This window comes from Reyranella sp., assembly GCF_965228225.1.
In the GTDB taxonomy this organism is placed as follows: domain Bacteria; phylum Pseudomonadota; class Alphaproteobacteria; order Reyranellales; family Reyranellaceae; genus Reyranella.
The window spans coordinates 605,490-630,293 of the sequence record NZ_OZ245801.1; the positions used below are offsets into that span (position 1 = coordinate 605,490).

Annotated in this window: 19 protein-coding genes; 18 read left to right on the plus strand and 1 reads right to left on the minus strand. The window is 61.7% G+C overall.

Annotation, left to right across the window (positions count from 1 at the left end):
* Positions 1-18 precede the first annotated feature (18 nt).
* The 13 genes from ACO07K_RS02900 (at position 19) to ACO07K_RS02960 (ending at position 21,378) form a co-directional block, all read left to right on the plus strand.
* A complete protein-coding gene (locus tag ACO07K_RS02900) occupies positions 19-1,779 on the plus strand; it encodes a hypothetical protein (RefSeq protein ID WP_422034417.1) in 1,761 nt (586 codons plus the stop codon).
* Between the two features lie 245 nt (positions 1,780-2,024).
* On the plus strand, positions 2,025-3,188 hold the full coding sequence (locus ACO07K_RS02905; RefSeq protein WP_422034418.1) for a hypothetical protein: 1,164 nt from the start codon (positions 2,025-2,027) through the stop codon (positions 3,186-3,188).
* 657 nt (positions 3,189-3,845) lie between these two features.
* Entirely contained in the window at positions 3,846-5,213 is a 1,368-nt protein-coding gene (locus tag ACO07K_RS02910; protein WP_422034419.1) for a hypothetical protein, read from the plus strand.
* A gap of 123 nt (positions 5,214-5,336) precedes the next feature.
* Positions 5,337-6,494, plus strand: coding sequence for a patatin-like phospholipase family protein (locus tag ACO07K_RS02915; protein ID WP_422034420.1), 1,158 nt, complete (start codon positions 5,337-5,339; stop codon positions 6,492-6,494).
* A gap of 75 nt (positions 6,495-6,569) precedes the next feature.
* A complete protein-coding gene (locus tag ACO07K_RS02920; RefSeq protein WP_422034422.1) occupies positions 6,570-8,423 on the plus strand; it encodes a hypothetical protein in 1,854 nt (617 codons plus the stop codon).
* Positions 8,420-9,730 carry a ComEC/Rec2 family competence protein gene (locus ACO07K_RS02925; RefSeq protein WP_422034423.1) on the plus strand — a complete coding sequence of 437 codons (1,311 nt, stop codon included), beginning with the start codon at positions 8,420-8,422 and terminating at the stop codon, positions 9,728-9,730. Before ACO07K_RS02920 ends, ACO07K_RS02925 begins: the two co-directional genes overlap by 4 nt.
* Positions 9,731-9,799: 69 nt before the next feature.
* Complete coding sequence (locus ACO07K_RS02930) at positions 9,800-10,186, plus strand: LysR substrate-binding domain-containing protein (protein WP_422034424.1); 387 nt, start codon at positions 9,800-9,802, stop codon at positions 10,184-10,186.
* A gap of 793 nt (positions 10,187-10,979) precedes the next feature.
* On the plus strand, positions 10,980-13,109 hold the full coding sequence (locus ACO07K_RS02935; RefSeq protein ID WP_422034425.1) for a ParB/RepB/Spo0J family partition protein: 2,130 nt from the start codon (positions 10,980-10,982) through the stop codon (positions 13,107-13,109).
* Positions 13,110-13,319: 210 nt separating this feature from the next.
* Positions 13,320-17,648 carry a strawberry notch-like NTP hydrolase domain-containing protein gene (locus ACO07K_RS02940; RefSeq protein WP_422034426.1) on the plus strand — a complete coding sequence of 1,443 codons (4,329 nt, stop codon included), beginning with the start codon at positions 13,320-13,322 and terminating at the stop codon, positions 17,646-17,648.
* Positions 17,649-17,657: 9 nt separating this feature from the next.
* Positions 17,658-18,704, plus strand: a complete 1,047-nt coding sequence (locus ACO07K_RS02945) for a DUF7146 domain-containing protein (RefSeq protein ID WP_422034428.1) — start codon at positions 17,658-17,660, stop codon at positions 18,702-18,704.
* A 301-nt stretch (positions 18,705-19,005) separates the two neighbouring features.
* The gene (locus tag ACO07K_RS02950; RefSeq protein ID WP_422036623.1) at positions 19,006-19,944 is read left to right on the plus strand and encodes a DUF2493 domain-containing protein; all 939 of its coding nucleotides are present in this window, start codon (positions 19,006-19,008) and stop codon (positions 19,942-19,944) included.
* A gap of 99 nt (positions 19,945-20,043) precedes the next feature.
* Positions 20,044-20,517, plus strand: a complete 474-nt coding sequence (locus tag ACO07K_RS02955; RefSeq protein WP_422034429.1) for a hypothetical protein — start codon at positions 20,044-20,046, stop codon at positions 20,515-20,517.
* A gap of 537 nt (positions 20,518-21,054) precedes the next feature.
* Positions 21,055-21,378 (plus strand): DUF736 domain-containing protein, encoded by a 324-nt coding sequence (locus ACO07K_RS02960; protein WP_324505435.1) that lies wholly within the window; start codon positions 21,055-21,057, stop codon positions 21,376-21,378.
* Between the two features lie 291 nt (positions 21,379-21,669).
* On the opposite strand, the gene ACO07K_RS02965 is transcribed toward ACO07K_RS02960, so the two are convergent.
* Positions 21,670-21,897, minus strand: coding sequence for a helix-turn-helix domain-containing protein (locus ACO07K_RS02965; RefSeq protein ID WP_324505433.1), 228 nt, complete (start codon positions 21,895-21,897; stop codon positions 21,670-21,672).
* Positions 21,898-22,132: 235 nt separating this feature from the next.
* Between ACO07K_RS02965 and ACO07K_RS02970 the strand changes: the two genes are divergently transcribed.
* The 5 genes from ACO07K_RS02970 to ACO07K_RS02990 all read left to right on the plus strand — a co-directional run bounded on the left by ACO07K_RS02970 (position 22,133) and on the right by ACO07K_RS02990 (position 24,627).
* Positions 22,133-22,396, plus strand: coding sequence for a DNA -binding domain-containing protein (locus tag ACO07K_RS02970; RefSeq protein ID WP_324505432.1), 264 nt, complete (start codon positions 22,133-22,135; stop codon positions 22,394-22,396).
* 154 nt (positions 22,397-22,550) lie between these two features.
* Positions 22,551-22,796 carry a transcriptional regulator domain-containing protein gene (locus ACO07K_RS02975; RefSeq protein WP_324505430.1) on the plus strand — a complete coding sequence of 82 codons (246 nt, stop codon included), beginning with the start codon at positions 22,551-22,553 and terminating at the stop codon, positions 22,794-22,796.
* 169 nt (positions 22,797-22,965) lie between these two features.
* Entirely contained in the window at positions 22,966-23,307 is a 342-nt protein-coding gene (locus ACO07K_RS02980) for a DUF2285 domain-containing protein (RefSeq protein ID WP_324505429.1), read from the plus strand.
* Positions 23,308-23,447: 140 nt separating this feature from the next.
* Positions 23,448-23,729 (plus strand): helix-turn-helix transcriptional regulator, encoded by a 282-nt coding sequence (locus tag ACO07K_RS02985; protein ID WP_324505426.1) that lies wholly within the window; start codon positions 23,448-23,450, stop codon positions 23,727-23,729.
* Between the two features lie 13 nt (positions 23,730-23,742).
* Positions 23,743-24,627, plus strand: a complete 885-nt coding sequence (locus ACO07K_RS02990; protein ID WP_324505425.1) for a replication initiator protein A — start codon at positions 23,743-23,745, stop codon at positions 24,625-24,627.
* The last annotated feature ends 177 nt before the right edge of the window (positions 24,628-24,804 follow it).

Below are 24,804 nucleotides of genomic sequence, written 5' to 3' on the forward strand. Positions count from 1 at the left end.
AGTAGGGGGAGCCGTTCGATGACTAAGCCAGCCTTCTACGATGCGCTCGAGCCGTTTGTCTCGCTGACACTTGCCGAGGTGTCCGGCGTGTCGCTAGGGCAGCGACTCGAACGCTGCCTGCTAGACGTTAAGGAAATCTGCTTGGCCGAAGACGAAAAGCAGACGTCGAACTTCGAGTTTTTGCCAGAATCGCCGACCGGCCCGCTGCGGGCGATGTGGTACAAGCGCCAAATTGCACCAGCCTGGACCAAGGATGGGACAATCAAGGACGTGCAGCATCACCTAGTTCTGGCGCTCAGGCGGCATGACCACTTGGCTCTTCATGTCACCGATTCGAAGTTGAAAGGTCCGATCCGTACAGCCTTGCTGGCGCAAGTAAGTAAAAAAGTCCCACTGAGCTGGCTCTCTCCAGTACCCCGGGCAACCATGTCCGCCGCATTCCTCCAGAACGGCCAGGCCAAGACGCTTTGGCTGTCTGGCATTCATCGAAGGAGCGCGACCAAGGCCGATGCCAAGATACTTGCCGGCCAGGATCTCGACTATTCGCTCGATCCTTTCGACGATCAAAGCTTCTATTGGTCGGCGGCACGGTCTCGAAGTACGAGCTTAGACCTTACGGTGGGTGTGTCACCGCGCGCGTCGAGAGTTTGGCTGAGAAAAGCCCACTCTATTGTCGAGTTTGCCACCGACACTGGTCAACTCATAGATGCAGTCCGCGGCGCCAAGAAGACGCCGAACGAGCCGTTCCGGTTTCTGGCGTCACCATTGGAAAGCCTAGATCCCACAAACGTAGTTGACGCCTATGATGTCTCTATTCTTCCGCCCGATATGCTCGACGACTCGGAAGTCGATGCGGCGACAACGAACGCGGAGGCGGCGCTCATACTGCAGACCAACCTGATCGCGCAGGCGGCCGGTAAGGCGGATGTCGCGATCGAGGTTGAAATAAACGGCGCGGTTCTCGGCACGCTCACGCTACATGTTGAGATCGCGCGCGACGGCAAGGTCAAGTACAAAGCGAACGACGTCAAGGCGTCGGCGGTAAACGACAAGTCCTTCGGCCAAGTGAAGAGTATCCTTGTCAGAGGCATTGGCGTGAATATCCGCTACGATAGTGGACATACCGTGTCGGATCGGCAGGTCTATAGTCCCCGCATGCAGCGTATCGGCTTCGATCATCACGCAGCGGAAGATTTCAGTAGCTATAACGTCAAGCTTGAAAAGCCGAGCAGCCTGAAAAGGATCGGCCAAGAAGACAGTTTGTTTTGCTGGGTACAGAAGACGCATAAAGGTTGGCTGGCGTGCGACGACGGGGCTAACGAAAAGGCCGACTTCATACACCTGGATGAATCCGGTCCAAGGCCGGTACTCTCGCTCATTCATGTCAAAGGCGCCAAGAGCATCTCCGCCAATCGAAAATTGTCAGTAGCAGCCTACGAGGTGGTGACTGGGCAAGCGATCAAGAACCTACAATGGCTAGATAAAGAGGCGTTGGCAGAAGGCCTGCGCAAGACGGCCCGGGCGTCGAACTACTGGTGGAAGGATGGCAAACCTGTGCCGCAAAGCGCATTCGTCGCGGCAATTGACGCTTTGGGGGATTTTATCGGTCGAGTGGTGATTGTGCAGCCGCATGTGACCGAAGCCGCGCACCAAGTTGCGGTCAAGGCAACAAAGGGGGCAAACCGACTTCGCTTGGACCAACTCAATACATTGCTTGCCAGCGCTTGGCGAAGCACGAACGGCCTCGGGTTCGAGTTCAAAGTTATTTGGTCAAAGTAGGATCACGTTGGACGGAGAGACGTTGCTACGCGATGGTGCAGGGATAATGCAAGAAGGCTGGCTCACTTCTAGAGCGCAATGCGTGGTGAATGAAGCTCTCAGCGGTTTCCAGCAACAAATGAGATAGTGCTCGGCGTAGGTTGTGTGCAAAATAGAACTACATCTTTAGATTACCGACTGCTCTCTGTAAGATGCAATGTTCAAAGCTTGAGGGGCTAATGGCTACTCCTTGGCAGATGTCTACGGTGAAGTTGCTCAGTGGCATCTCTAATGCCAAGCAAGGGCCAACTAGCATTCTCAATCAACAATTTGTGCCACCCTCGCCGACAAGTCAGCTCGCTTTTACTGGACCGCAAATGTTTGCGAGCGTCGCGAGAGCGATATCTCTTACTAGTGCTTCGCCAACTATGTTGCAGGCCCTTGCGGCTAGTGTTGCCCCGCTCATTTCTGCGGTTGTCGATGACAGTGGCACAAATTTCTCTATTACTAGTGACGTCGGTGGGCTTGCTGATACTGAGCGAACTGCGTTCTCAACAAGGTTGGGAGCAGGAATTGCTGATCGCTATATGGAGAGTGTGGGCTACGTATGGCGTGCAAATGCTAAGTCATTCGGCCTTTCGTCGCCCACTCCGGACTTCGTCTATGATGGTCCGCCAGTTCAAGGACATGGCGTGGTGATCTGTGAAGCCAAAGGAGCAGTGGCTTCTAGCGTAACATCCGGATCGGTTGTGACGGACGGCCGTAATGCATATAAGAATCAGGTCTCGCAGCACGTTGGAACTACAGTTGCGGGAAGTCCCATTCTGCATGGCTATGCGGCTGCGTTTGGCGCAGTCGTTGGTGTTGGCGCATCCTATCTCCATATCGAAGAGACTATTCTCACGCAGAGCTCTTATGGCGGCACTGGGAGTGGCGGGGGAAGCGGCAAGCGCGCTGCGTCTGGTGAAACAAGCCCCAGCCTGGCTCTGCGCAATTTCCGAGGATCTTTTGCTCTGTCAGATGCACTTTCTACTACAGAGGCAATCGATGCTGTCCTGGCCGGCGATCGCGAACGTTTTCAGAAAGTGCAATCTCAGGAATATCGCGTCGTAAAAGTTCAGGGAGAAGAGTTCTGGTTTGGATATAGCGCGAAACTCTTCGCTCTTTCGCCCGCATCTGTTCGGCGAGAGAACGCTACGGGAATTGCGGATCCACGGGAAGGCGGCTACTTTGCAATACATGGCGACGTAGTCCGGCGACTGCACAAGTCATTGCGCGAAATTCTCGATAAGAAAATTGAAAGTCTAGTGTTGCCGATATTTGACCTCGAATATCTAGCTAAGAATGAGTTTGGTGCTTTCTTTCCCGACGGCTTTGCATTTTTGGGCAACAAGGCGCGCCCCGAGCGAGTCGAAGCTCTTTCATTTTAGCGTACCGTCGAACTTCAATTTCGTTGGGTCTTTGCCGCTGAGTGGCTCTCCATGTCACGGCCACAGTCAGGGCTGTTTAGGCTACCCAGTGCAAAAAAGTGAATGAATACCGCGTGACATACCGGAGGCGCTTGAGCACTCGTCGCAATCTCGCAACTCAGTACAAAAGTTGGCATTTGCACTGAGTGCCATACCCGCTGCGCGCATTTTAAACGACTAGGCGAGCTACGAATTTACGGCTTCAAATCGAGTGAGTGAATGCGCTCGATCGATTAGCCACGACGGCCGACGCCATGGCGGATCACGCAGATCACCGACAACACAAACTCCAGCATCATTAGTGGTAGATTGCTCTCTGCGTCGTTCAAGCGGTTGAGCAAGACCCTGGGGCAACGATGGAACTTCAAGCCACTCTCCCGTGACGGTCCAAGCGAATCCCGATACATCGCGCGTCGTGCCGAACAGGGCGTGACCACGCCGTCGACGAAACCTGGTTGTAGATCCGTGATGCTCGTGGGCTGAAATGCTGTCGTGAGTGGTAAGGCCTCGCGTCGTCACCGGTTGGAGGTAGTTGATTGATCTCAAAAACGCAGATATAGTGCGGATACAAGTGTAGATTGTAGGAATACTGGCCTCGGCGGGGGAGGGCGACCGCTCATGCGGAAAATGCTGTTCGGCATTGCAATGGCTTTTGCAATCACGGCAACTTCAAGTTGCCAGTCGCCACCGGAGATGGATGTCGAACGCCAATGGGTAGACGCGATGCGGCGCCTGAATATGTTCGGCTTCTATCCCCCGACGGAGGATGTGCAGGTCGGCGACATATATTTGAATGTCCCTCCTCCTGGCGGCGGCCCTTCACTGCCGCGGTTTAGTTTGATCCGGGTGGGGTCTTATCCCAGAGATCAACTTTGGAATGAGCTTAAGGGACAGCAGTCTAATGATCGTCTATCCATTCAGCCGCTACCTGGGAAGGACGCGGACAAATCCCTGGATGCAACTCCTCGAGTAGTCTTGAACGATGACGCAGCGCCCTGCAAGTACCAGATCGGCCACGCAGACCAGGAGAAGTGCCGGGTGCGGCTTCAGCGGTCGGCCATTCCGGCGCTCACCGTTGGGCGAGTGACCTCGGCTCAACTTGGAGCGACCGGCTTGCTTGGCAACGTTGGCGCAAGGCTTGGCCTCGGCTCCTCTACCGAAACCGCAGTGCATATCTACCTCAGCAATATTCAGGAACTTTCGCTCGATACCTGGCGATTTAGTCACATGCAAACGAGGGGCGCACTTCCTGTCGACCGACGACTTTGGGCAGAGGATCTCATTAGTGCGTTGGGCCAGCTCCGACCAGAACTCACGCTACCTGCCTGTAAGGGTGATGTGGCGCTACTGCAACGTAATGGAGTCACAGTCGAGGTCATCAACCGAGTCGTATATGCCGGTGCGATCGAATATAGCTTCAGCCAGAATGCTGAGACGGCAGTGCGCCTGGCGTTGGACTTGGAGGCCGCCGGTGGGCAAGGAACGCCCAAGATACCGTCGCTTCCTGCGCCTTCGAAGGTCGACGCTTCAAAACCAGAAACTAGCCCATCCACGGACGTCACAGCAGCGGCGAGGGGTGCGGCTGCGGCTCGACTGGCGGGCCTACTGGGAAGCTTAAGTGGCGAAGCCGGAAGTACCGATGCGCGGGCCGGTATCAACACCAGCTTCGGCATCGGAACATTCGGGAACATGGCGTTGAAGGTTAATTTCAACCGGCCGATCGCGGTCGGAGCGGGAAGTAAAGTGCGTTACGGCTTCTTCGATTGGGCGAATGGAGTGGGTAAGGACTATTTCCGCGAGAAGCTAACGGGCGCGGCGAAATACTGCAGATATGCCTATCCCACGGAGTTTGACGTGAGTGCGTTTAAAGGCCTCATGAGTGCATTCGGCTGTAACTCTCCGGCTCGCTCGATTAGCGACGAGCAAAGTTGTGCTGCTGTATCGAGTGAATTTCTCGCTGATAAGGCAACGTATAAATTAAGATAGGCCTTGCGCGCTACTGTGAGCTGGAACGACGCAGTGCCCCGAAATTTCGAGCGGACTCTACGTACTTGAAGACTCGCGCACCGCGAGCAATTCAGATACCAAGTATAACCGGAAGGGGGCCAAATGACGAGTGACCTGCCCGAATTGGACGGGGATATAGCCTCTGACATTGAGGAGGGCGTTGCTCTCTCACTTTCGGGCGGTGGCTATCGCGCGATGATGTTTCACGTCGGCGTACTCGTCCGGCTGAACGAGGTCGGTCTTCTCGGCAAGCTCGCGAGAATCTCCAGCGTTTCCGGTGGCTCAATTACGGCTGCCTACCTCGGACTCTTGTGGAACAAGCTGCAATTCAACCACGGTAAGGCCGAGAAGTTCGACCTCTTCGTCGACGGTATGCGGTCGATGGCAGATACATCGGTAGATGTTGGTGCCGTGATTGGCGGCATCTTTCTTCCAGGGTCCATTAGCGATCGCGTTGCCAAAGCCTACGACAGTGTGTTGTTCAAGGGCGCAAGCTTACAGGACCTGCCGGACGACACGGGCAAAAAAGCGCCGCGTTTCGTCATCAATGCGACGAACATTCAATCGTCGGCCCTGTGGCGCTTCTCGCGACAGTATATGGGTGACTATCGGGTCGGCTTGTTTGCGGCGCCGAATGTCAAACTGTGCTCGGCGGTGGCGGCGTCCTCTGCATTTCCGCCGATCCTGTCGCCTATGGTCTTGCCGATAAATCAGCATGTAATGCCTACGGTTGGCGCAGATCTGAGTCATCCTCCGTATACAACGCAGGCGATCCTGAGCGACGGGGGCGTTTATGACAATCTTGGACTCGAAACCGTAAAGCGCTTTTCTACTCTGCTCGTCTCAGACGCCGGTCAGAAGATCATGGCCGAGGAAAGTCCGCACCAGGACTGGGCGCGTCATTCTCTTAGAGTTCTCGACACGGTCGACAATCAGGTGCGCAGCCTCCGCAAGCGGCATCTGATCGCTTCCTACAAGCGCGGCGAGCATACTGGCACCTATTGGGGAATCCGGACGCACTATGGCGACTACGGTCTGGCCACCGATCCGCTGAAGTGCCTCGCCAGAAACCCGACGTCGCTAGCCGAGGTGTCGACGCGGCTCGAGAGGATGCCCCGAGATCTTCAAAATCGGCTCATGAATTGGGGCTATGCAATCTGCGATGCCGCGATGAGAGCGCATCTGAAGCCAGATCTTCAAGCGAAGCTAGGCATTCAGATTGTCGAGCCTGTGCGCTTTCCCTTCTCAGGAGAGTACTGAGCGACGGACCGTATCGCCTTGATGTGAAGCCTTCCGCCAGGACATTCGGCGGACATGTAGAGGATCTAGAAACGCATGCGCACGTCACCGGACCAACGGGAACCCGAATTCAGGCATCTTCGCATCTACGCGATCGACCCTATGGTCTCGCGGGCCTCTGAGCATCAAACCACAGTCCAGATCAGGTATGAGCCGCTCGAATGGCGAGGTGGACCGGCGAACGGCACCTTCTTCCCCGCAAGTTTCTATGGCGACCGCCTCGAGGTCGTCGATGTCGATGCGTCAACGGTGACCCCCACCTGGCTGAAGCCTGTCGACCTCGACGATGCGACCATCGCCATGCAGCATGGCCTCGAGCCTTCGGAAGCTGATCCGCAGTTCCATCAGCAAATGGTGTATGCGGTCGCTATGCGCACCCTGGAGCAGTTCGACCGCGCACTTGGTCGACGCATCTACTTCCGCAGCCGGCGCCGGCTTCGCCTGGTGCCGCATGCCTTCCGAGGCGGCAACGCCTTCTATCATCCAAACATGCGCGCCGTGCTGTTCGGCTATTTCCGGGCGAGTGAAGACGCACCGGGCGAGAACCTGCCGGGTCAGCTGATCTTCACCTGCCTCTCGCATGACATCGTTGCCCATGAGGTGACACACGCCATCGTCGACCGGCTGCGTCCCTCCTTCAATGTAGCCACTAACCCGCATGTGCGGGCGTTTCATGAGGGGTTCGCCGATCTCGTTGCGATGTTTCAGCGGCTCTCCTACCGCGACTTGGTGCAGCGTGCGCTGCAGGATGCGCAGGGTGATCTGCTGCGAAGCCAATCGCTCTACGACATTGCCGCGCAGTTTGGGCAGGGACTCGGAAGTGGCAAGGCACTGCGGACTGCGCTCGACAGCAAGACCAAGATTCAGGACGTGCGCGAAGAGCATGCGCTTGGAGCCGTGCTGGTCGCCGCAATCTTTGACGGCTTTTACAATACCTACGAGAGGCGAACCGCGGACTTGATCCGCATTGCCACAGGCGGCACCGGAATCCGCCAGCAAGGCGCGCTGCACCCTGATCTGATCAACCGGCTAACCGCTGAGTGCGTGCGCACCGCGCAGTCGGTGCTGACCATGTGCATCCGAGCCTTTGACTATTTGCCACCGGCGGATGTGACTTTCGGCGCCTTTCTCCGAGCTCTAGTTACTGCCGACTGGGAACTCAATCCGCTCGACGAGGTCGGCTTGCGCGGGGCGATCATCGAGGCATGCCGGCGGCGCGGCATCTTTGCCGTCGAGGCCGGCTCCTTGGCGGTCAATGCACTGCTGCTGGACATGGCAAATCGCGACACCTGGCGAAACTATGAGCACGAGTTCAGGCAATGGGTCGATCTCGCCATTACAAGTAATATCGAGGACCAGCGACTCGGGGCGAATGAAGATGGCGACGAAGAGTCCTCCGAAATGACCGAAGGGCAGACGCACCAGGTCACAACGTCTCGATCGGAAGCCATGTCGCCAGAGGATGACGCACCTGCGGCGAAGAGACTCCGGACGCAAATGCTTGCCTGGTTCTCGGCCTTGTCGCCTGTCGATCGCGAGAGCATCGGATTGTTGGCGGATGTCGGCCTGCAGTTCACTCATTTCCACGCCACAAGGCGCGTTACGTCCGATGGTCAGACGCGGTTCGGCCTAGTCGTTCAGCTGATCCAGATCCAGAAGGTCATGGTCGATGGCAAAATGCGCGAGCTGCCCGGCGGACTGACGCTTGTGATCGACGTGACGGGGCGGGTGCGTTTTGTCATCGGTGTCGGAAAGGCGCGATACGGCGAAGAGGAGTTGGAGCGCATGGCGCACACGGCGATAACCGATGCGATGGGCTGGCATATCGAGAATTCGTCAATTGACCCATTTGCCGTCGACTATCACGGCATGCATGAGGGGCGCGTATGAGCAGGAAACCGGCGACGAAGAAGCGCGGCGCTTCGCGCGAAAAGACGGACAAGAAAGGTGAGATCCGTGTCCGGATGTACAATGTTGGATTCGGCGATTGCCTCCTGTTTTGGATCCCGACATCGGAAGGCGAGCGCCGTGTTCTCGTCGATTGTGGCTATCACAGCCTGGGCAAAGGAAAGTTCAGCGACAAGGAGCTGGTTAAGCAGATCAAGGAAGATCTCAATGGCGAGACGCTCAATGTCGTGGTCGCAACGCACCGTCACCAAGATCACATCTCGGGGTTCGGCGAAACCGCTTTGTGGGAGAGCGTCGATATCGAAGAAGTGTGGTTGCCCTTTACCGCAAATCCGAATGCCGTTCAGGACGAGCCCGGCCTCAGATTGTGGAATGGGCTGTTAGACCGCATCGATAGTCTGTGGGATTCGAAGGGCAATCTGAAACCTGCCGCGACAATGGCACTCGATGCGCGCACTCAGGACGAACGCGACGAGGCTGCGTTCATGCTGTGGAATGCCAGGGCAAACGCTCCGGCTATCGACAATCTGCTGGACGGTATGAAGCGAGCGAATGGCAAGGCTGCCAAACGGAGGTTCTTGCCAGAGGATCGCAAGCACTTTCCTTCGCAGTTCACGACGCCAGTATTGCCAGGCGTCACCGTGCACGTGCTAGGTCCACCGACAGATCCAAAGTTCCGAAAGGGCCGAGAGGTCCCGTCGAGTTGGGGCTTCGGCGGGACGGAGACCGATGGGCTCGACGGCGGAAATGAGCCGCCGTTTTCGAAAGAGTGGACCATACCGGCGGGTAGTCGCCAGGGGCGTATGCCTTTCCAGGACGCGACACTGAAAGCTATTCGTCGCTTCAACGACGATCTGCTCTATGCCGCGAAGAAGGCGGAAGGCTTCTTGAATGGCGAGAGTCTTGTGCTGGTCCTGGAGATCGGTAGTGCGCGCCTGCTCTTGCCGGGTGACGCAGAGGTCGGCACTTGGACCACAATTTTGGAGAGCCAGGATGCGCTGGAGCTGGCTTCGACGGCAACCTTTCTAAAGGTCGGTCACCATGGCAGTCACAACGCGACGCCAATCACCTTCATCGACAAGCACCTGCCACCTAAAACGACGGCGGTCATCTCGACACAGCAGGGAAGCGGCAATTTCCGCAATGGCATCCCGCTCAAGAGGCTACTCGACAGAATGAATGCCCGAAGCATGCCGGTTGCTCGTAGCGACAAGCCGCCAAAGGCGGGTGACAAAATCTTTACACCCGATCCCGGCGGTCGTTGGATCGACTGCAAGATCTCCTGCTAGCAGAGAGCTCGGTTAGCAGACTCGCGACTGACCGGGCTCGTCTGCAGGTAGTTTCGAGCGTCGGTTATAGTGGCGTTGCCAGTTCAAGGTAACGGCAGAAGACGCTCGAAAGCTGCATTTGGGCAGGTGTGCGGCATTCAGCTTCGAATATGGCTGGGGCGGCGACCAATATGCAGAGGCATTTCGCTCGCGACGTGGCGACGTTTAGGTGGCGAAGCCGGGCCGATCTTTGAAGATGGTCTTTTCACACGCGCGGCGGCTCTGGCGGGCTTCGGCATCGCGCTGACCCGCTCCCTGCTGATCCAGGACGAACTCAAGGAAGGGACGCTGGTACAGCTATCGTCGAAAGGGTTCGACGATGGGCAGCACTATTTCATCTGTCTCCGCTCTGACAAGGATTTGCCGAAAGGTGCCCGGCATTTGCACAACTGGTTGCGAAAGCAGGCTCTCAAATGACATCACAACAAGAGAATGAGCGCCTTCCTTTCTGGCCGAAACGCGTATGTTCGCTTCCATCGCACAATCTATCGCGTGCTGGGTTGGCTGGCGAAGCAAGGGGGGGGCAGGCAGCGGTCGGTAGAGTATCCGTATTCTTCGCGAGTCCGACTTTTTCTGCACTTTGCTCGATCGCAAATAGCGAACTCTAATCGGCATCGGTTGTAGAGCTAGAATTATCAACTCAGTACAAAAGCGATCTTTGCTACGGTGTATTCCCGACATTGCGCGGAGTTTCCGCCGGCGATCCGAAAGGCATGACAACCGAAGGCGCTGCCCGGCCCGAAATCGACGATGTGCTTCAATTCTCACCGGCTAATCAATGGCCGCATCGGTAGCCTCAGGCGGTGGCTAGTCAACCTCGACATTGCGTCTTCGCCCCAAGAAGGCGTGAGTGAGGAAGATGCTGCGCGAAACCGTCGGCTGCGCGATCATTTCTTCGAGGTCTTCAATGTCTTCGTTCCAGGAACGGACGTGAAGTTCAGCAGCGTCGATCGTAAGACGTGGCGCGTACGTCCTATCGATTTGAGCGAACTCAGTACAAATCGTAAAAATTGTGCCAAGTCGGCATCGCGCTGAGTTCTTGGCCGCCGTGCACGTCGTCGAAAATCGACGCACGGTTTCCGATTACTCACGCGAACCCCTTTCTTTCCGGGTCTGTCTACAAGTGAGAGCCAGAGGGCTGCGCCGAATTCCGTGACGGATTTTCAGGTCGAGAGAGAGTCTCCCGGCCGTCTGTCGCGGAGTATCCGATATGGCAAACACCGTTCAGAAGATCACCCTCAGCGCCTCGCGTGACATTCCCTTCAACAGACTGGTGCTCAGCCAAGCCAACGTCCGGCGCCTGAAAGTCGGTGTCTCGATCGAGGATCTGGCCGAGGACATCGCCCGGCGCGGACTACTGCAGAGCCTCAATGTCCGGCCGGTATTCGACGTCGAGGGCGCCGAGACCGGCCAGTTCGAAATCCCGGCCGGCGGCCGCCGCTACCGTGCCCTCGAGCGCCTCGTGAAGCAGAAGCGACTTTCGAAGACGGCGTCGATCCCCTGCATCGTGCGCGATCCAACGGGCGAGATCTCGGCGGAGGAGGATTCGCTGGCGGAGAATGTCCAGCGTGTCGCCCTGCATCCGCTGGATCAGTTCCGTGCCTTCAAGGTCTTACGCGACCAGGGCGCCGGCGAGGAGGAGATCGCCGCTCGCTTCTTCGTCGCCCCGACCGTGGTGAAGCAGCGGCTGCGTTTGGCTGCCGTGTCGGAGAGGCTCCTCGACGTCTACGCCGAGGATGGCATGACCCTGGAGCAGCTCATAGCCTTCACCGTCACCACCGACCACGCACGGCAGGAGCAGGTCTGGGAGGCGCTTCAGCAATCCTACAACAAGGAGCCCTATCTGATCCGCCGCCAGCTCACCGAGAGCGCTGTGGGTGGCTCAGACCGGCGGGCCCGGTTTGTGGGGCGGGCGAGTTACGAGGCCGCCGGCGGCGTGGTCCAGCATGACCTCTTCGAGGAAGATAACGGCGGTTGGCTCGAGGACGTCGCCCTGCTCAACAGGCTGGCGACCGAGAAGCTGGCGTTGGAGGCCCAGAAGATTGCCGAGGAGGGCTGGAAGTGGATCGAGGTGGCGATCGACTTCCGCTACGGCCACGCGAGCCATCTTCGGCAACTCGACGGCGTGACGCTCGAGCTCACGCTGGAGGAGCAGGCGACGTTCGACGCTCTGACCGCCGAGCAGGCGAAGCTCGAGAGCGAATACGAAGGTGCCCACGAGTTGCCGGACGAGGTCGATGCGCGGCTGGGCGATATCGAGACGGCACTCGCAGCCTTCGAGAATCGGCCGGTCCGTCATGAGCCGACCCAGATCGCGCGCGCCGGTGTGTTCGTCAGCATCGACGCTGACGGACATCTGGATGTAGATCGAGGCTATGTCCGGCCGGAGGACGAGCCATCGATTCAAGCCAGTGGCGAAGACCCGGCGGAAGGCGAAGCCCGTCAGGCCGGTGGGACGACATCCGCCACTTCCGATATGCAGCGAGCCGTCATCACCATCGGCGGGGGCGAGTCGGACGGAGACGACGACAGTGATGACGCCATCAAGCCACTGCCGGAGCGGCTCGTGGGCGAACTGACAGCCCACCGCACCCTGGCGCTGCGGGACGCGGTGGCGAACAACCCGCAGGTCGCCATGACGGCGCTGCTACACAAGCTCTGCCTCGACACCTTCCAGCACAGCGCGCCCGGCGGATGTCTGGAAGCCTCGGTGCGGCATGTGTTTTTCCCTGCCCAAGCGGCTGACCTGAAGGACAGCCCCTCCGCCAAGGCGGTCACCGAGCGGCACGAGGCCTGGAAGGCCGAGCTACCCAAGGACGACGACGCACTTTGGGACTGGCTCGTCGCCCTCGACGACACCCGCCGGGCCACGCTACTGGCGCACTGCGTCTCGTTCGGAGTGAATGCCCTCTACGAGAAGGGCGACCGCTATGGCGGTCCGGGCGTCTCGGCGCACGGTGTCCAGCACCGTATTGCCCAGGCCGACCGGCTCGCCCGCGCCGTCCGCCTCGACATGGTGGAAGCCGGCTGGCGGCCCACGGTCGACAACTACCTCGGCCGCGTCACCAAGCCCCGCATCCTCGAAGCGGTGCGGGAGGCCAAGGGCGAGCCTGCGGCGCAGCTCATCGACCATCTCAAGAAGGCCGAGATGGCGACGGAGGCCGAGCGGCTGCTCGACGGGACGGGCTGGCTGCCCGAGCCGCTGCGGCCCGTCGACAGTGAGGACGTGTCCGACACGCCGACCGATAAGGTCGAAGAACTTCCCGCTTTCCTCGCCGGTGGCGAGGAGCAGGACGTCGTCACGGGCGATGTGGAGCCGCATCCCATCGCCGCCGAATAGCGCGACCCGCGGGGCGGCTCTGGCCGCCCTGCGCTCTCGCAGCCAATCGTTGGATAGGCCGGGCCACCGCGCCGGGCTTTTTCCATTGAGAGAGCCGCCGTGACCGATTCCAAGGGAGAGGGAGAGGACGGCCGGAACGGGTTTGAGCCGGCGGGGTCGAGAGAGAGCGCCTCCTGGTTCGGACCGTTCCCGCTCTCCAGAGGTCTCCTCATGTCGAATGTTTCCGCTTCCGCAGCCGTGCCCCTGCGCTCGTTCGCCGTCTCTTCTGACGATCCCGCCGCCGGCATTGCCGCGGCCGCGCACCTTCTTCTCCCTCACCTCGAACGCGGTGGCCGCATCGATGCGGTCACCCTGCGCGCGGCCATGGAGGATGCCTTCGGCGGCTCCGACGCGGTCGGCGCCTGGGACTGGAAGACCGCCTACGACGCCTGCGAGGCGGCAACCGTGCTGTTCATGCGCAAGTTCGGCCCTGTCATTCGGGCGCGGGCTGGCTCGCCGGCTGCCGAACTGTTCATGCTCAGCAAGATCGCGGCGCTTCTTCCTACACATACGCGACGCTCCGAGGAGAGCCAGGCGCTGCAGCAATTCTCGACGCCGCTCGCGCTCGGGTTTGTCGCCGCCAGCGCTGCCGCGATTACCCCGGCCGATCTCGTTCTCGAGCCCTCGGCTGGCACGGGCCTGCTCGCCATCTTCGCCGAGCTCGCCGGCAGTCGGCTGGCCCTGAATGAGTTGGCGGAAACCCGCGCGGCCTTGCTTGGGGCGCTCTTTCCCAGTGCTGCGAAGACTCGCTACGACGCGGCTCACATCCACGATCATCTTGACGATGCAGTGCGCCCAAGCGTCGTGCTGATGAACCCGCCGTTCTCGGCCGCAGCGCACGTCGACGGCGCCGTTGCCGACGCCGCCCTGCGCCATGTCGCCTCCGCACTTGCGCGCGTTGCCGAGGGCGGACGGCTGGTGGCGATCACCGGCGCCAGTTTCTCGCCCGACCATCCGTCATGGCGCGAGGCCTTCGTCCGCCTCCAGGAACGCGGCCGCATCGTGTTTAGCGCTGCCGTCGATGGGCGTGTCTATGCCCGCCACGGCACCACGGTCGAGACCCGGCTGACGGTCATCGATCGTGAGCCCGCCGACGATCCGAGATCGTTTCCGGCATCATCAGGCGTGGCGCCCGACGTTGCCACGCTGCTCGAGTGGGTGGCCACCTGCGTTCCAGCACGCTTGCCTGTTGACGGCGTGGCTGCACTTCGGACACCCGTCCATCCCGTCACGGTCAGACCGAGCCGCAAGCCAGCACGACAGCCGCCCGCCGTCGCGGGCAGTTCGCTTGAGCGAGAGGGCCCCGAACTCGCGTACGAGACCGTGGATTGGAAGCCGGCCGAGGGAGGCGGCCTCACCGAGGCCCTGTACGAAGGATACGACCTTCAGTCGGTTCAGATCGCTGGCGCGCGGCCGCATCCGACGAGGCTTGTTCAGTCGGCGGCCATGGCCTCGGTCGCACCGCCCAAGCCCGCCTATCGGCCTCAGCTTCCAGCCAATGTCGTCAGTGCCGGCCTGCTGTCTGATGCCCAGCTCGAGAGCGTCATCTTTGCCGGCGAGGCCCATGCTGGCCATCTCGCCGGATCGTGGGTCGTGGACGAGACCTTCGACGTCGTCTCGGCTGCGCCCGACGACGCCGAGAACGCTGTGCGATTCCGGCGCGGTTGGATGCTGGGCGACGGCACTGGCGCCGGGAAGGGCCGCCAGGTCGCCGGCATCCTTTTGGACAACTGGCTGAAGGGCCGCCGCCGGGCAGTGTGGATCAGCAAGTCCGACAAGCTGCTCGAGGATGCCCAGCGCGACTGGTCGGCGCTTGGCATGGAGCGGCTGCTGGTGACGCCGCTCGCCCGCTTCCGCCAGGGAACGCCGATCCGGCTCGAGCAGGGCATCCTTTTTACCACCTACGCCACGCTACGGACCGACGCGCGCGAGGAAAGGGTTTCGCGGGTCCGCCAGATCATCGATTGGCTGGGAGCGGACTTCGACGGAGTGATCGTGTTCGACGAGAGCCACGCCATGGCCAATGCCGCCGGCGGCAAGGGAGAACGCGGTGACCAGGCGCCGTCGCAGCAGGGCCGTGCCGGCCTGCGGCTGCAGCACGCGTTGCCCAATGCCCGCGTCGTCTACGTCTCCGCCACCGGTGCGACCACGGTTCATAATCTCGCTTATGCCCAGCGGCTCGGCCTCTGGGGTGGCGAGGACTTCCCCTTCGCCACGCGCGCGGAGTTCGTCCAGGCGATCGAGGCCGGGGGCGTCGCCGCCATGGAGGTGCTCGCTCGCGATCTCAAGGCGCTCGGCCTCTATGCGGCCCGGTCGCTGGCCTACGAGGGCGTCGAATACGAGTTGGTCGAGCACGCGCTCACGCCCGAGCAGATTCGCATCTACGATGCCTATGCCGGCGCCTTCCAGATCATCCACAACAATCTCGACGCTGCCCTGCAGGCGGCCAACGTCACCGGCGAGCGCGGCACGCTCAATGCGCAGGCGAAGTCGGCGGCTCGGTCGGCCTTCGAGTCGGCCAAGCAGCGCTTCTTCTCCCACCTCATCACCTCGATGAAGACGCCGACCTTGATCGCGGCGATCGAGCGCGACCTTTTCGCCGGCCATGCTGCCGTCATCCAGATTGTCTCCACCGGCGAGGCACTGATGGAGCGCCGGCTGGCCGACATCCCGACCGAGGAATGGGGCGACGTCCAGGTCGACATCACGCCGCGCGAATATGTGCTCGACTACCTGGCGCTCAGCTTTCCGACCCAGCTCTTCGAGTCCTTCACGGACAGCGAGGGGAATCTCTCCTCGCGGCCGGTCTATCGCGACGGCCAGCCCGTGCAGTGCCGCGACGCCGTCGAGCGCCGCGATCGCCTGATCGAGCGGCTGGCCGCGCTCGCGCCGGTCCAGGGCGCTCTCGACCAGATCGTGCAGCGCTTCGGCACCGACCTGGTCGCCGAGGTGACCGGCCGGTCGCGGCGGATCGTGCGCAAGGGTGACCGCCTCTGTGTCGAGAACCGTCCGGGGTCTGCCAATTTGGCCGAAGCGCAGGCCTTCATGGATGACGACAAGCGCATCCTCGTATTCAGCGATGCCGGCGGCACCGGCCGCTCCTACCATGCCGATCTCGGTGCCCGGAACCAGCGGCTGCGTGTCCACTATCTGCTGGAGACCGGCTGGAAGGCCGACACCGCCATCCAGGGGCTGGGTCGCAGCAATCGCACCAATCAGGCGCAACCGCCTCTGTTCCGGCCGATCGCCACCGACGTGAAGGCCGAGAAGCGCTTCCTGTCGACCATCGCCCGGCGGCTCGACACCTTGGGCGCCATCACCAAGGGCCAGCGCCAGACCGGCGGTCAGGGACTGTTCCGCTCGGACGACAATCTCGAATCTCCCTATGGTCGCGCGGCCTTGCGCCAGCTCTACCTCCTGCTGTTCGCCGGCAAGGTGGAGGGCTGCTCGCTGGAGGCTTTCCAGGCTGCCACGGGTCTGCACCTGACCGACCAGGATGGCAGCCTGCGCGAGGAGTTGCCGCCGATCACGACCTTCCTCAATCGGCTGCTGGCGCTCACCATCGATCTGCAGAACACGCTGTTCCGCGTGTTCGAGGATCTTCTGCGGGCGAAGATCGAGGGGGCGCAGGCCTCCGGCACTTACGACATCGGCGTCGAGACGCTGACCGCCGAGAGCCTGGTCGTGACCGACCGGCGCTCGCTCTATGTCCATCCGCAGACCGGCGCGGAGACCCAGGTGTTCACCATCCGCCGGCGGGAACGCAGCCGGCCGTTCTCACTCGCCGAGGCGTTGGATCGCGCGGACGATCCGCGTGCCGTGCTGCTGCTCAATGCGCAGTCCGGTCGCGCGGCCGTGCAAGTCCCGGCGGCAAGCCTCATGCTGGACGATGGCGAGGTCGAACGCCGTGTCCGTCTGCTGCGCCCGATGGAGCGGACGGCGATGCCCTTGGCGGCGCTGGACCAGACGTACTGGGAACGGGCCGATCGTGTCGCCTTCACTGAAGCGTGGCAGCGGGAACTCGTCGCGATTCCGGCCTTTACCGACAGCGATCTCCACGTCGTCACGGGATTGCTGCTGCCGATCTGGAAGCGCCTACCGGACGACTCCATGCGAGTCTACCGCCTGCAGACGGACGTCGGCGAGCGCGTCATCGGCCGGCTGGTTTCGCCGGCCTGGGTAGTGCAGGCCGTCAGCGTCGACGGCGTGGGTATTACACCGGCGGATGCCTGGGCCGCCGTGCTCGACGGTCGAACCATCCTCGAGCTGCAGGACGGGCTGAGCCTGCGTCGCGCCAGGGTGATGGGCCTGTTCCGCGTCGAACTCTGCGGCTTCACCGATGGCATGGTCGATCGCCTGAAGGCGATGGGCCTCATCTCCGAGATCATCGCCTGGAAGCTGCGCCTGTTCGTGCCGACCGGCGCCAACGGGCCTTCGATCCTTGCCGAACTGATGGAGCGTTACCCGATCGTGCGCATCGCCGATCGGGTAGCAGCGTGAGGGGCAGCCATGTCGTTGCCCGCCGCCGACCTCGCACGCCGCCTGGCTCGCAACGCCGAGGCGGTGTGCCGCCACTATCTCTCCAACGGTCATCGCGAGGGTCGCTACTGGCTGGTTGGCGACGTCGCCAACACCCGGGGCCGCAGCCTGTTCGTCCGCTTGAGCGGGCCGGACCATGGCAAGGGAGCCGCCGGCAAATGGACCGATGCCGCAACGGGCGAGCATGGCGACCTTTTAGACCTCATCGCTCTCAATCAAGGCCTCGATCGCCTGCGCGATACCCTGGACGAGGCGCGCGCGTTCCTGGCCTTGCCGCCGGACCAGCTCGGTCCACGGCGGGATCGTCTTCCCGCGCCGCGCGGTTCGCCTGAGTCCGCGCGACGTCTCTACGGCATATCCAAGCCCATTGAGGGTACGCTGGCGCAAAGGTACTTGCACAGCCGAGCTATCGTAACCGTAGCCGACGGTGATCCGCTGCGCTTCCATCCGCGCTGCTACTATCGGCCCGACGACGACAGTCCGACGGAGACCTGGCCGGCACTGATCGCCGCGGTGACCGATATTGGCGGCAGGATCAAGGGAGTGCACCGCACCTGGCTCGACCGGTCGGGCCAAGGCAAGGCGCCCGTCGACTCGCCGCGACGGGCCATGGGTCATCTTCTCGGGCACGGTGTTCGCTTCGGTGTGGCCGACGACGTGATGGCCGCCGGAGAGGGGATCGAGACCATGCTGTCGTTGCGCATCATCGTGCCGACCCTGCCGATGGTGGCCGCGCTCTCGGCCAACCATCTCGCGGCGCTGCTGCTTCCACCGACCTTGCGCCGCATCTATGTCGCACGCGATGCCGATCTGGCCGGTGATGCCGCGACGGCCAGCCTGTGCCACCGCGCCGAGGCCGCCGGAATCGAGGTGAGGAGCCTGTCGCCGTGCTTCGACGACTTCAACGAGGATCTCCGCCGCCTGGGAGTGGAAAGGCTTCGAGCATCAGTGCGCCGGCAACTCGCTCCGCAGGACATTGTTCGCTTCCTGGCCCTGGCGACGGCCGTGACGGCATGAGCACGGGCACGGCGGTTCGCTTCGTGGCCGGTCGCTTTGTTGCCCTTCGGATCGGAGTAGAGCGCGCCCCGGCCTTCTAGAGGGGCGATCGGACGGCAGGCCGCCCGGTCCCGCAACGGCGGGCCTGCGGCTTTCTTCCCCTGCCGGCTTCGCCGGCATTCCTCGCGAGGCAAGAAAGCCTCGGTCCGCCGTCCTCCGCTCTGCTCCGGCCGCAAGCGCGGTGCGGGACCGTTCTGCCCGCCGTCTGTCGACGCCCACGAAGGCCGCGATGGGCGCGGCCGATCCGACAAAGGACATCATCATGGCGACCGACCGCGACGATTCCGACTTCGAGCCCGTGCACGCCTCATCCCCGACCGATCACGTCCTCACCGAACTGCAGCTCTACGGTCATCGTCCCTTCCAGGACGAGCCGGATCCCCGGGCACTCCCGGTTGCTCAAAGCATCGTGGGTGCTGTTGTCGACATATTCGATGCGTTCGTCTCGACGCTCACCGACACGCGTCTCGAGCCCGACCTCGAGGAATTGCTGTGGTCGACCGTCAATCTGTTTCATCGTGCCACTGACCGGATCGAGCGTGAACTCGACGGCAACGAGCAAGCGCAACGCCGTAGTCAGAAGGAGCAGAACGGCTCCGAGGTGCGCTCGGTCGAGCTGGAGCGGCTCGTCGCCGAGGGTCTCACCCTGATCGAACGCCGCAACGCCATGGAGCTCTTTCGCGACCAGGCCGCCGACCGCTTCGAGGTCCATACCGGCTCGGCCTGGCGGCCGCGCACGGGGTCGATGGTCAATCACCGGGCGCTCACCGCGGCGATGATCGACAGCCGAGACTTCCTGGCCGCTCGCCGCCGGGCCGACACGGAATTGCTGGTACCGGCCGGTCCCAAGATCGCCTTCACCGGGGGTACCGACTTCAACGACCATCGCCTGATCTGGAGCACGCTCGACAAGGTCCGCGTCAAGCATCCCGACATGGTCCTGCTGCACGGCGGATCGCCGACCGGCGCCGAACGCATCGCCGCCCGTTGGGCCGACGACCGCAAGGTGCCTCACATCCCTTTCAAGCCGGATTGGACCCGTCACGCCAAGGCCGCGCCGTTCAAGCGCAACGACCAGATCCTGGAAGTCCTGCCGATCGGCGTCATCGTCTTCCCCGGCTCAGGCATCCAGGAGAACCTCGCCGACAAGGCTCGCAAGCTCGGCATCCCGGTCTGGCGCTTCGGTTCGGGCGGCGCGTAAGCGCCACCTTTTGGCCAACTTAACATTCGACAGTAATTCGATGGCGCCATGGTGGTGGTGGAAGGCGCCGCCGTTCGACTCGTGTCACGGAGATCCACCATGCTTGTCACTGGTATTGTTCTTAGCGTCGTTGGCCTCGGCTTCTTCTGCTGGCTGCTGTTCGCGCTCGCCATCTATGCGCTTCCTTTCCTAGCCGGACTGACGGCGGGTCTCGCTGCTTTTGATAGCGGGGGAGGGGTCATGGGAACGTTCATCGTCGGGTTTCTTGTCAGCGGTGCGACCTTGGCGCTCGGACAGATTGCCTTCGCCACCTCGCATACTCTGCTGATCCGCGCGATCATCGGTCTGCTCTACGCCGTGCCGGCAACGATCGCCGGCTATCAGGTGTCGTTTGCGCTGGCCGGCATCGGCATGTCCGCCGGCGGCTGGCAGATGGCATTTGCCGTTGTCGGCGGCGTTCTCGCTGGCTTCACAGCCTTCTCGCGCATGGCGCTGTTTGTCGCGTCGGGCGGACAGGGCACCGAGGGAGCTCACTCGCCGATCGGCTGGCGGCCGCACGACCAGAGACGCTGACACTCTTAGCATCTTCTCGCCGTACAGATTGGCGAAGGTGGGTGGTGACTGCTCGGTATCCTGCGGTGGCACGAACGCAGCCCTCGATAGCGCTTCGATGAGCCCGCGTCCTAGGCCCGGCCGACAAGATGCTGTGGCGGGTTCATCTTCTACGCCGGGTCGGTTGGGGACAAAGCAATCCTTTCTCTACGCTATGGCCGTCTTATCTTCGCCCGGCATGCCGAATCTCTTGCGCAGGACCCTTCAGGTTAGCCACGACTTCCCGTGAGGATGCTGTTCGGCGCGCGGACCCACGGCCTCTCCTTGGCTTGATCTAGCCGTAGGACGGCGGTGCCTCGATCGCCTGAGCCGCAATGGCGACGGAGCGACTTTCTTCCCCTGGGCTTCGCCCATTCCTCGCGAGGCAAGAAAGTCGCTCCGCCGCCATCCTCCGCTGCGCTCCGGCCCGCGAGCGGGTGCGGCGTCGATCGCCTTCGGCAAACGATCGCCATCGAGGCCGCGATGGTCGCGGAGCTCGAAACAGCAAGGAGAAGTCATATGGCCAACATCGGTTCCTTCAAGAAGGCCGGCAACGAGTACCAGGGCGAGATCGTCACCCTGAGCGTCCAGACCAAGGGCGTCCGCATTGTTCCCGAGGCCAACCGGTCGAATGACAATGCCCCCAGCTACCGGGTCTTCGTCGGCCGCGCCGAGATCGGGGCCGCCTGGTCGAAGCGCTCCAACGAGGGCCGCGACTACCTCTCGCTCAAGCTCGACGATCCGAGCTTCAACGCACCGATCTTCGCCAACCTGTTCGACGACGAGGACGGCGAGGGGTTCACTTTGATCTGGTCGCGCAGCCGCAAGAAGAACGGCGAGTAAACCAGCGCCCCCCCGAAGCCCCGCCCGGTTCGCCGGGCGGGGTTTTTCTTTGCTCAAGGCGGACGCGCCGGCTGGTCCGCCCAGCGCAATGACGGCCAACGTGATTTTGCCTGCACAACCAATTTTTGTGTTGTGGCGTTAGCGCATAGCCGGTTGATGGGAGTTGGCGCATCCGGCTGCGCCGGACCGGGCTCTATGCGGCCGCTGGGAGGGGCTGGCGGCCGCACGAAGCCGCCCTTCGGTTAGAGCGGGGGAAGGGCGTCTTCGCCTGACGGTGACGATCCCTTGCGGTCACGACTTCGATTTTGGAACAGGCTCCATCACGAGGTCAGCCGGCCGAACGCTCAGGGCCTGCGCTATTTCCCAGATCGACAGAAGCGTGACGTTCTGCAGCCCACGCTCGATCGCACTGACATAAGCCCGGTCCGCGCCCATGCGAACGGCGACGGCCTCCTGACTGAGGCCCGCCGCCAGTCGGTAGGAGCGGACATTGGCGCCGAACACCTTGCGAATGTCCATTCGCAGGATAGGAGGCAATCGCGTATTTTGACGCTACGTACTATAATACGCGGGCCATTTTCCTAGCGATCTGTCTATGCTTTTATGCAGATCAGGCTTCGATGGTCTTCACCGCTCACGTGGTGAGCTCACGAATTGACTGATGTGATGCGCCGCGTGCATCGCCACTGGCTCCCTGGGCTGTGACAATGCGGTGGCGGGGGTACCGCTAATCTCTCCCTGCTTATGAGCCGCGATGACCACACTTTCCTTTGACGACAGCCCTCCTGATAGCGATCAGGTGACGCCCTATGACGAGCGGCATTTCGTGACCTACCTTCGCTTGCTCGATGCTGCGGCCGAGTCCGCGGACTGGCGGGAAGCAGTGCAAATTGTCTTTGGCCTCGATCCGACGCAAGAACCCGAGCGCGCTCGGCTGGTCCATGACAGTCATCTGGCGCGGGCCCGGTGGATGACCGAGAAGGGCTTTCGTCATCTGTTGCGTGCACCGCGCATCTGACGGGTATGCATCAAACAAGCATTCTCAGATAGGCGCTTTGGGACCACTGCAAACGACATCGCGCGTTCGGTGTTTGGGTTCTTCAACAACCGTTGGTCGCATGAAAGGCTTGCTTCGGTTAGCCCTGAGTAATCGTGTGTAAACGGAGTCTTTGATGACGAAGAGACCCGATTGGAGGTCGCCCGAATATGTCGACGCGCTGAAGAATCTGGATCGTGCTGGTTTCGCCTGGGAGTTCCTCCGGCGCAATCCGGCTTACCGCGAAGACTATGACGAACTTGCAGAAGATCCAGATGAATCGGGCCTGAGTTCAGAGACGGTGGGAGGGAACTGGGGGCTTTCCTTTCGCCCGCGATCCGGCCCTCGCTGCGTCAGCTGCGCCGGTATTATGGCGCCCTGATCTGATACCTCATGCGGTGATTCTTGTTCCTGCACCTGAGGGTTTTGGTAATGCCTATCGCTTCGAGTCATTTGCTGACCTGGGGCGTTTAACCGAGTGCCCTTGCGTTGTAGATGACGCCGGTGGCCCGCATTATCTTTGGCTTCAAGGCGTGCAGCCGGTGGCGCCGATGGCGGCGCTCGTTCCTCTGGATGAGACCGTTCTGCTGCGTCTTGCCGGCCTGTTGCGCTTCAAGCGGCGCCTCGACCGCCAGCCGGCAGGCGCGCTTCCACCTGCGTGGCGGATAACGGCCCGCCTCCGGAATCGGCTCCTCGGCATGATCCGTGCGCTGGACGGTCACCTCGCGGGAGCGAGCTACCGTGAGATCGCGCTAGCGCTCTATGGCACGCAGGCCGTCGCCCGTTTCCCTTGGAAGACGTCATCTATCAGGGGCCAGACCATTCGGCTGGTCACAGATGCTGTGGCCATGATGAACGGAGGCTATCGGAAGCTGCTGCGGGGCGGGCGGTAGGAGGCTCTTGCCCCGAAGCTCGGGGTGCCGTTCTGAAGGCACGCCAGTCCGTCATCCTCCTACGCCGTCGTCCTTCGCCACCGTGACCGTCGATCCGCCGTCACCGTCGACGGCTCTCGCCAGGACACGGAGCCTCTCAAATGCCAGATCCAACCGCCGGTCTGCCGCCACGCTTTCTGCGCACCCCTGAAGCTGCACGCTTCCTCAGTCTCTCAGGGCGCACCCTGGAGAAACATCGGACCTATGGCACGGGTCCGACCTACCGGAAGATCGGCGGTCGGGTTGTCTATGCCCTCGAAGACCTCAAGGCATGGGCCGATCGCGGCGCGAAGACCTCAACGTCCGATCCCGGCGTGGGGATCGTGCTCCCGGCCAAGCGACATGTCGCGGCTCCCGCCGATGCCGCCAGGCTTCGGCGTTGATCGGAGCCAGCGCATGACCTCTCAGCAGAAGCGGGCCAGCGAGCGCAATCAGCTGCATCTGTTTCGCGCGTTGCCGGGTGGCCTGGCGCCGCGGGACCAGCAGAACCTCATGGCCTATCCCTTCTTCTCGTTGGCCAAGTCCAAGCGTGTCTTGCCGATTGATTACCGCACCAGCACCGTCGCCATCCGTGTCGAGGGCGTTCCCGACCACGGCATGGCGACCATCTGGGATGCAGACGTGCTGATCTGGGCCGCCTCGCAGATCGTCGAGGCGCGAGACGCCGGACTGCAGACATCCCGCCTGATGGCGACGACGCCCTACGAGATTCTGACCTTCGTCGGCCGCGGCACTGGCGCACGAGACTACGAGCGTCTGAAGGCCGCGCTCGACCGGCTCCAGTCAACGAGCGTGCTGACGTCGATCCGCCAGTCTGCAGAACGGCGACGTCACCGCTTCTCCTGGATCAACGAATGGAAGGAGACCACGGATGCCAACGGGCGACCCCTTGGCCTCGAGTTGGTTCTGCCCGACTGGTTCTATGCCGGCGTGCTGGACGACGCACTGGTGCTCACCATCGACCGGGCCTACTTCGATCTGACGGGTGGCTTGGAGCGATGGCTGTACCGCGTCGTGCGCAAGCATGGCGGCCGTCAGGCCGGCGGCTGGAGCTTCGACTTTCTGCACCTGCATGCGAAGTCCGGCAGCCTCTCGCCGCTCAAGCACTTTGCGTACGACCTGCGCGAGATCGTGCGCCGGCAGGCGCTGCCGGGTTACCGGCTGATCGTCGATCGCGGTACGCGCGGGGCGGAGCGTCTAGCCTTCACGTCGGTCCTTCCTCACGCATTCGTTTCGAGATTTCGTCGAGATGGAATCTCTCGACCTGGGGATAGACTGTGAGTCGCGTCGTGCTATCGGGGACCGGGACTATCGTGCCATCGGGGACCCGATCCTCGTGCTATCGGGGACCGCAATCGCGGATAATCCCTTGGCGCTCAACAGGTTGGAGTGGCCTTAACTTTCCTAACTCAGATTCCTTCGGAATCTGTCTAACGGTCCGCATTCATCCACCGTCTG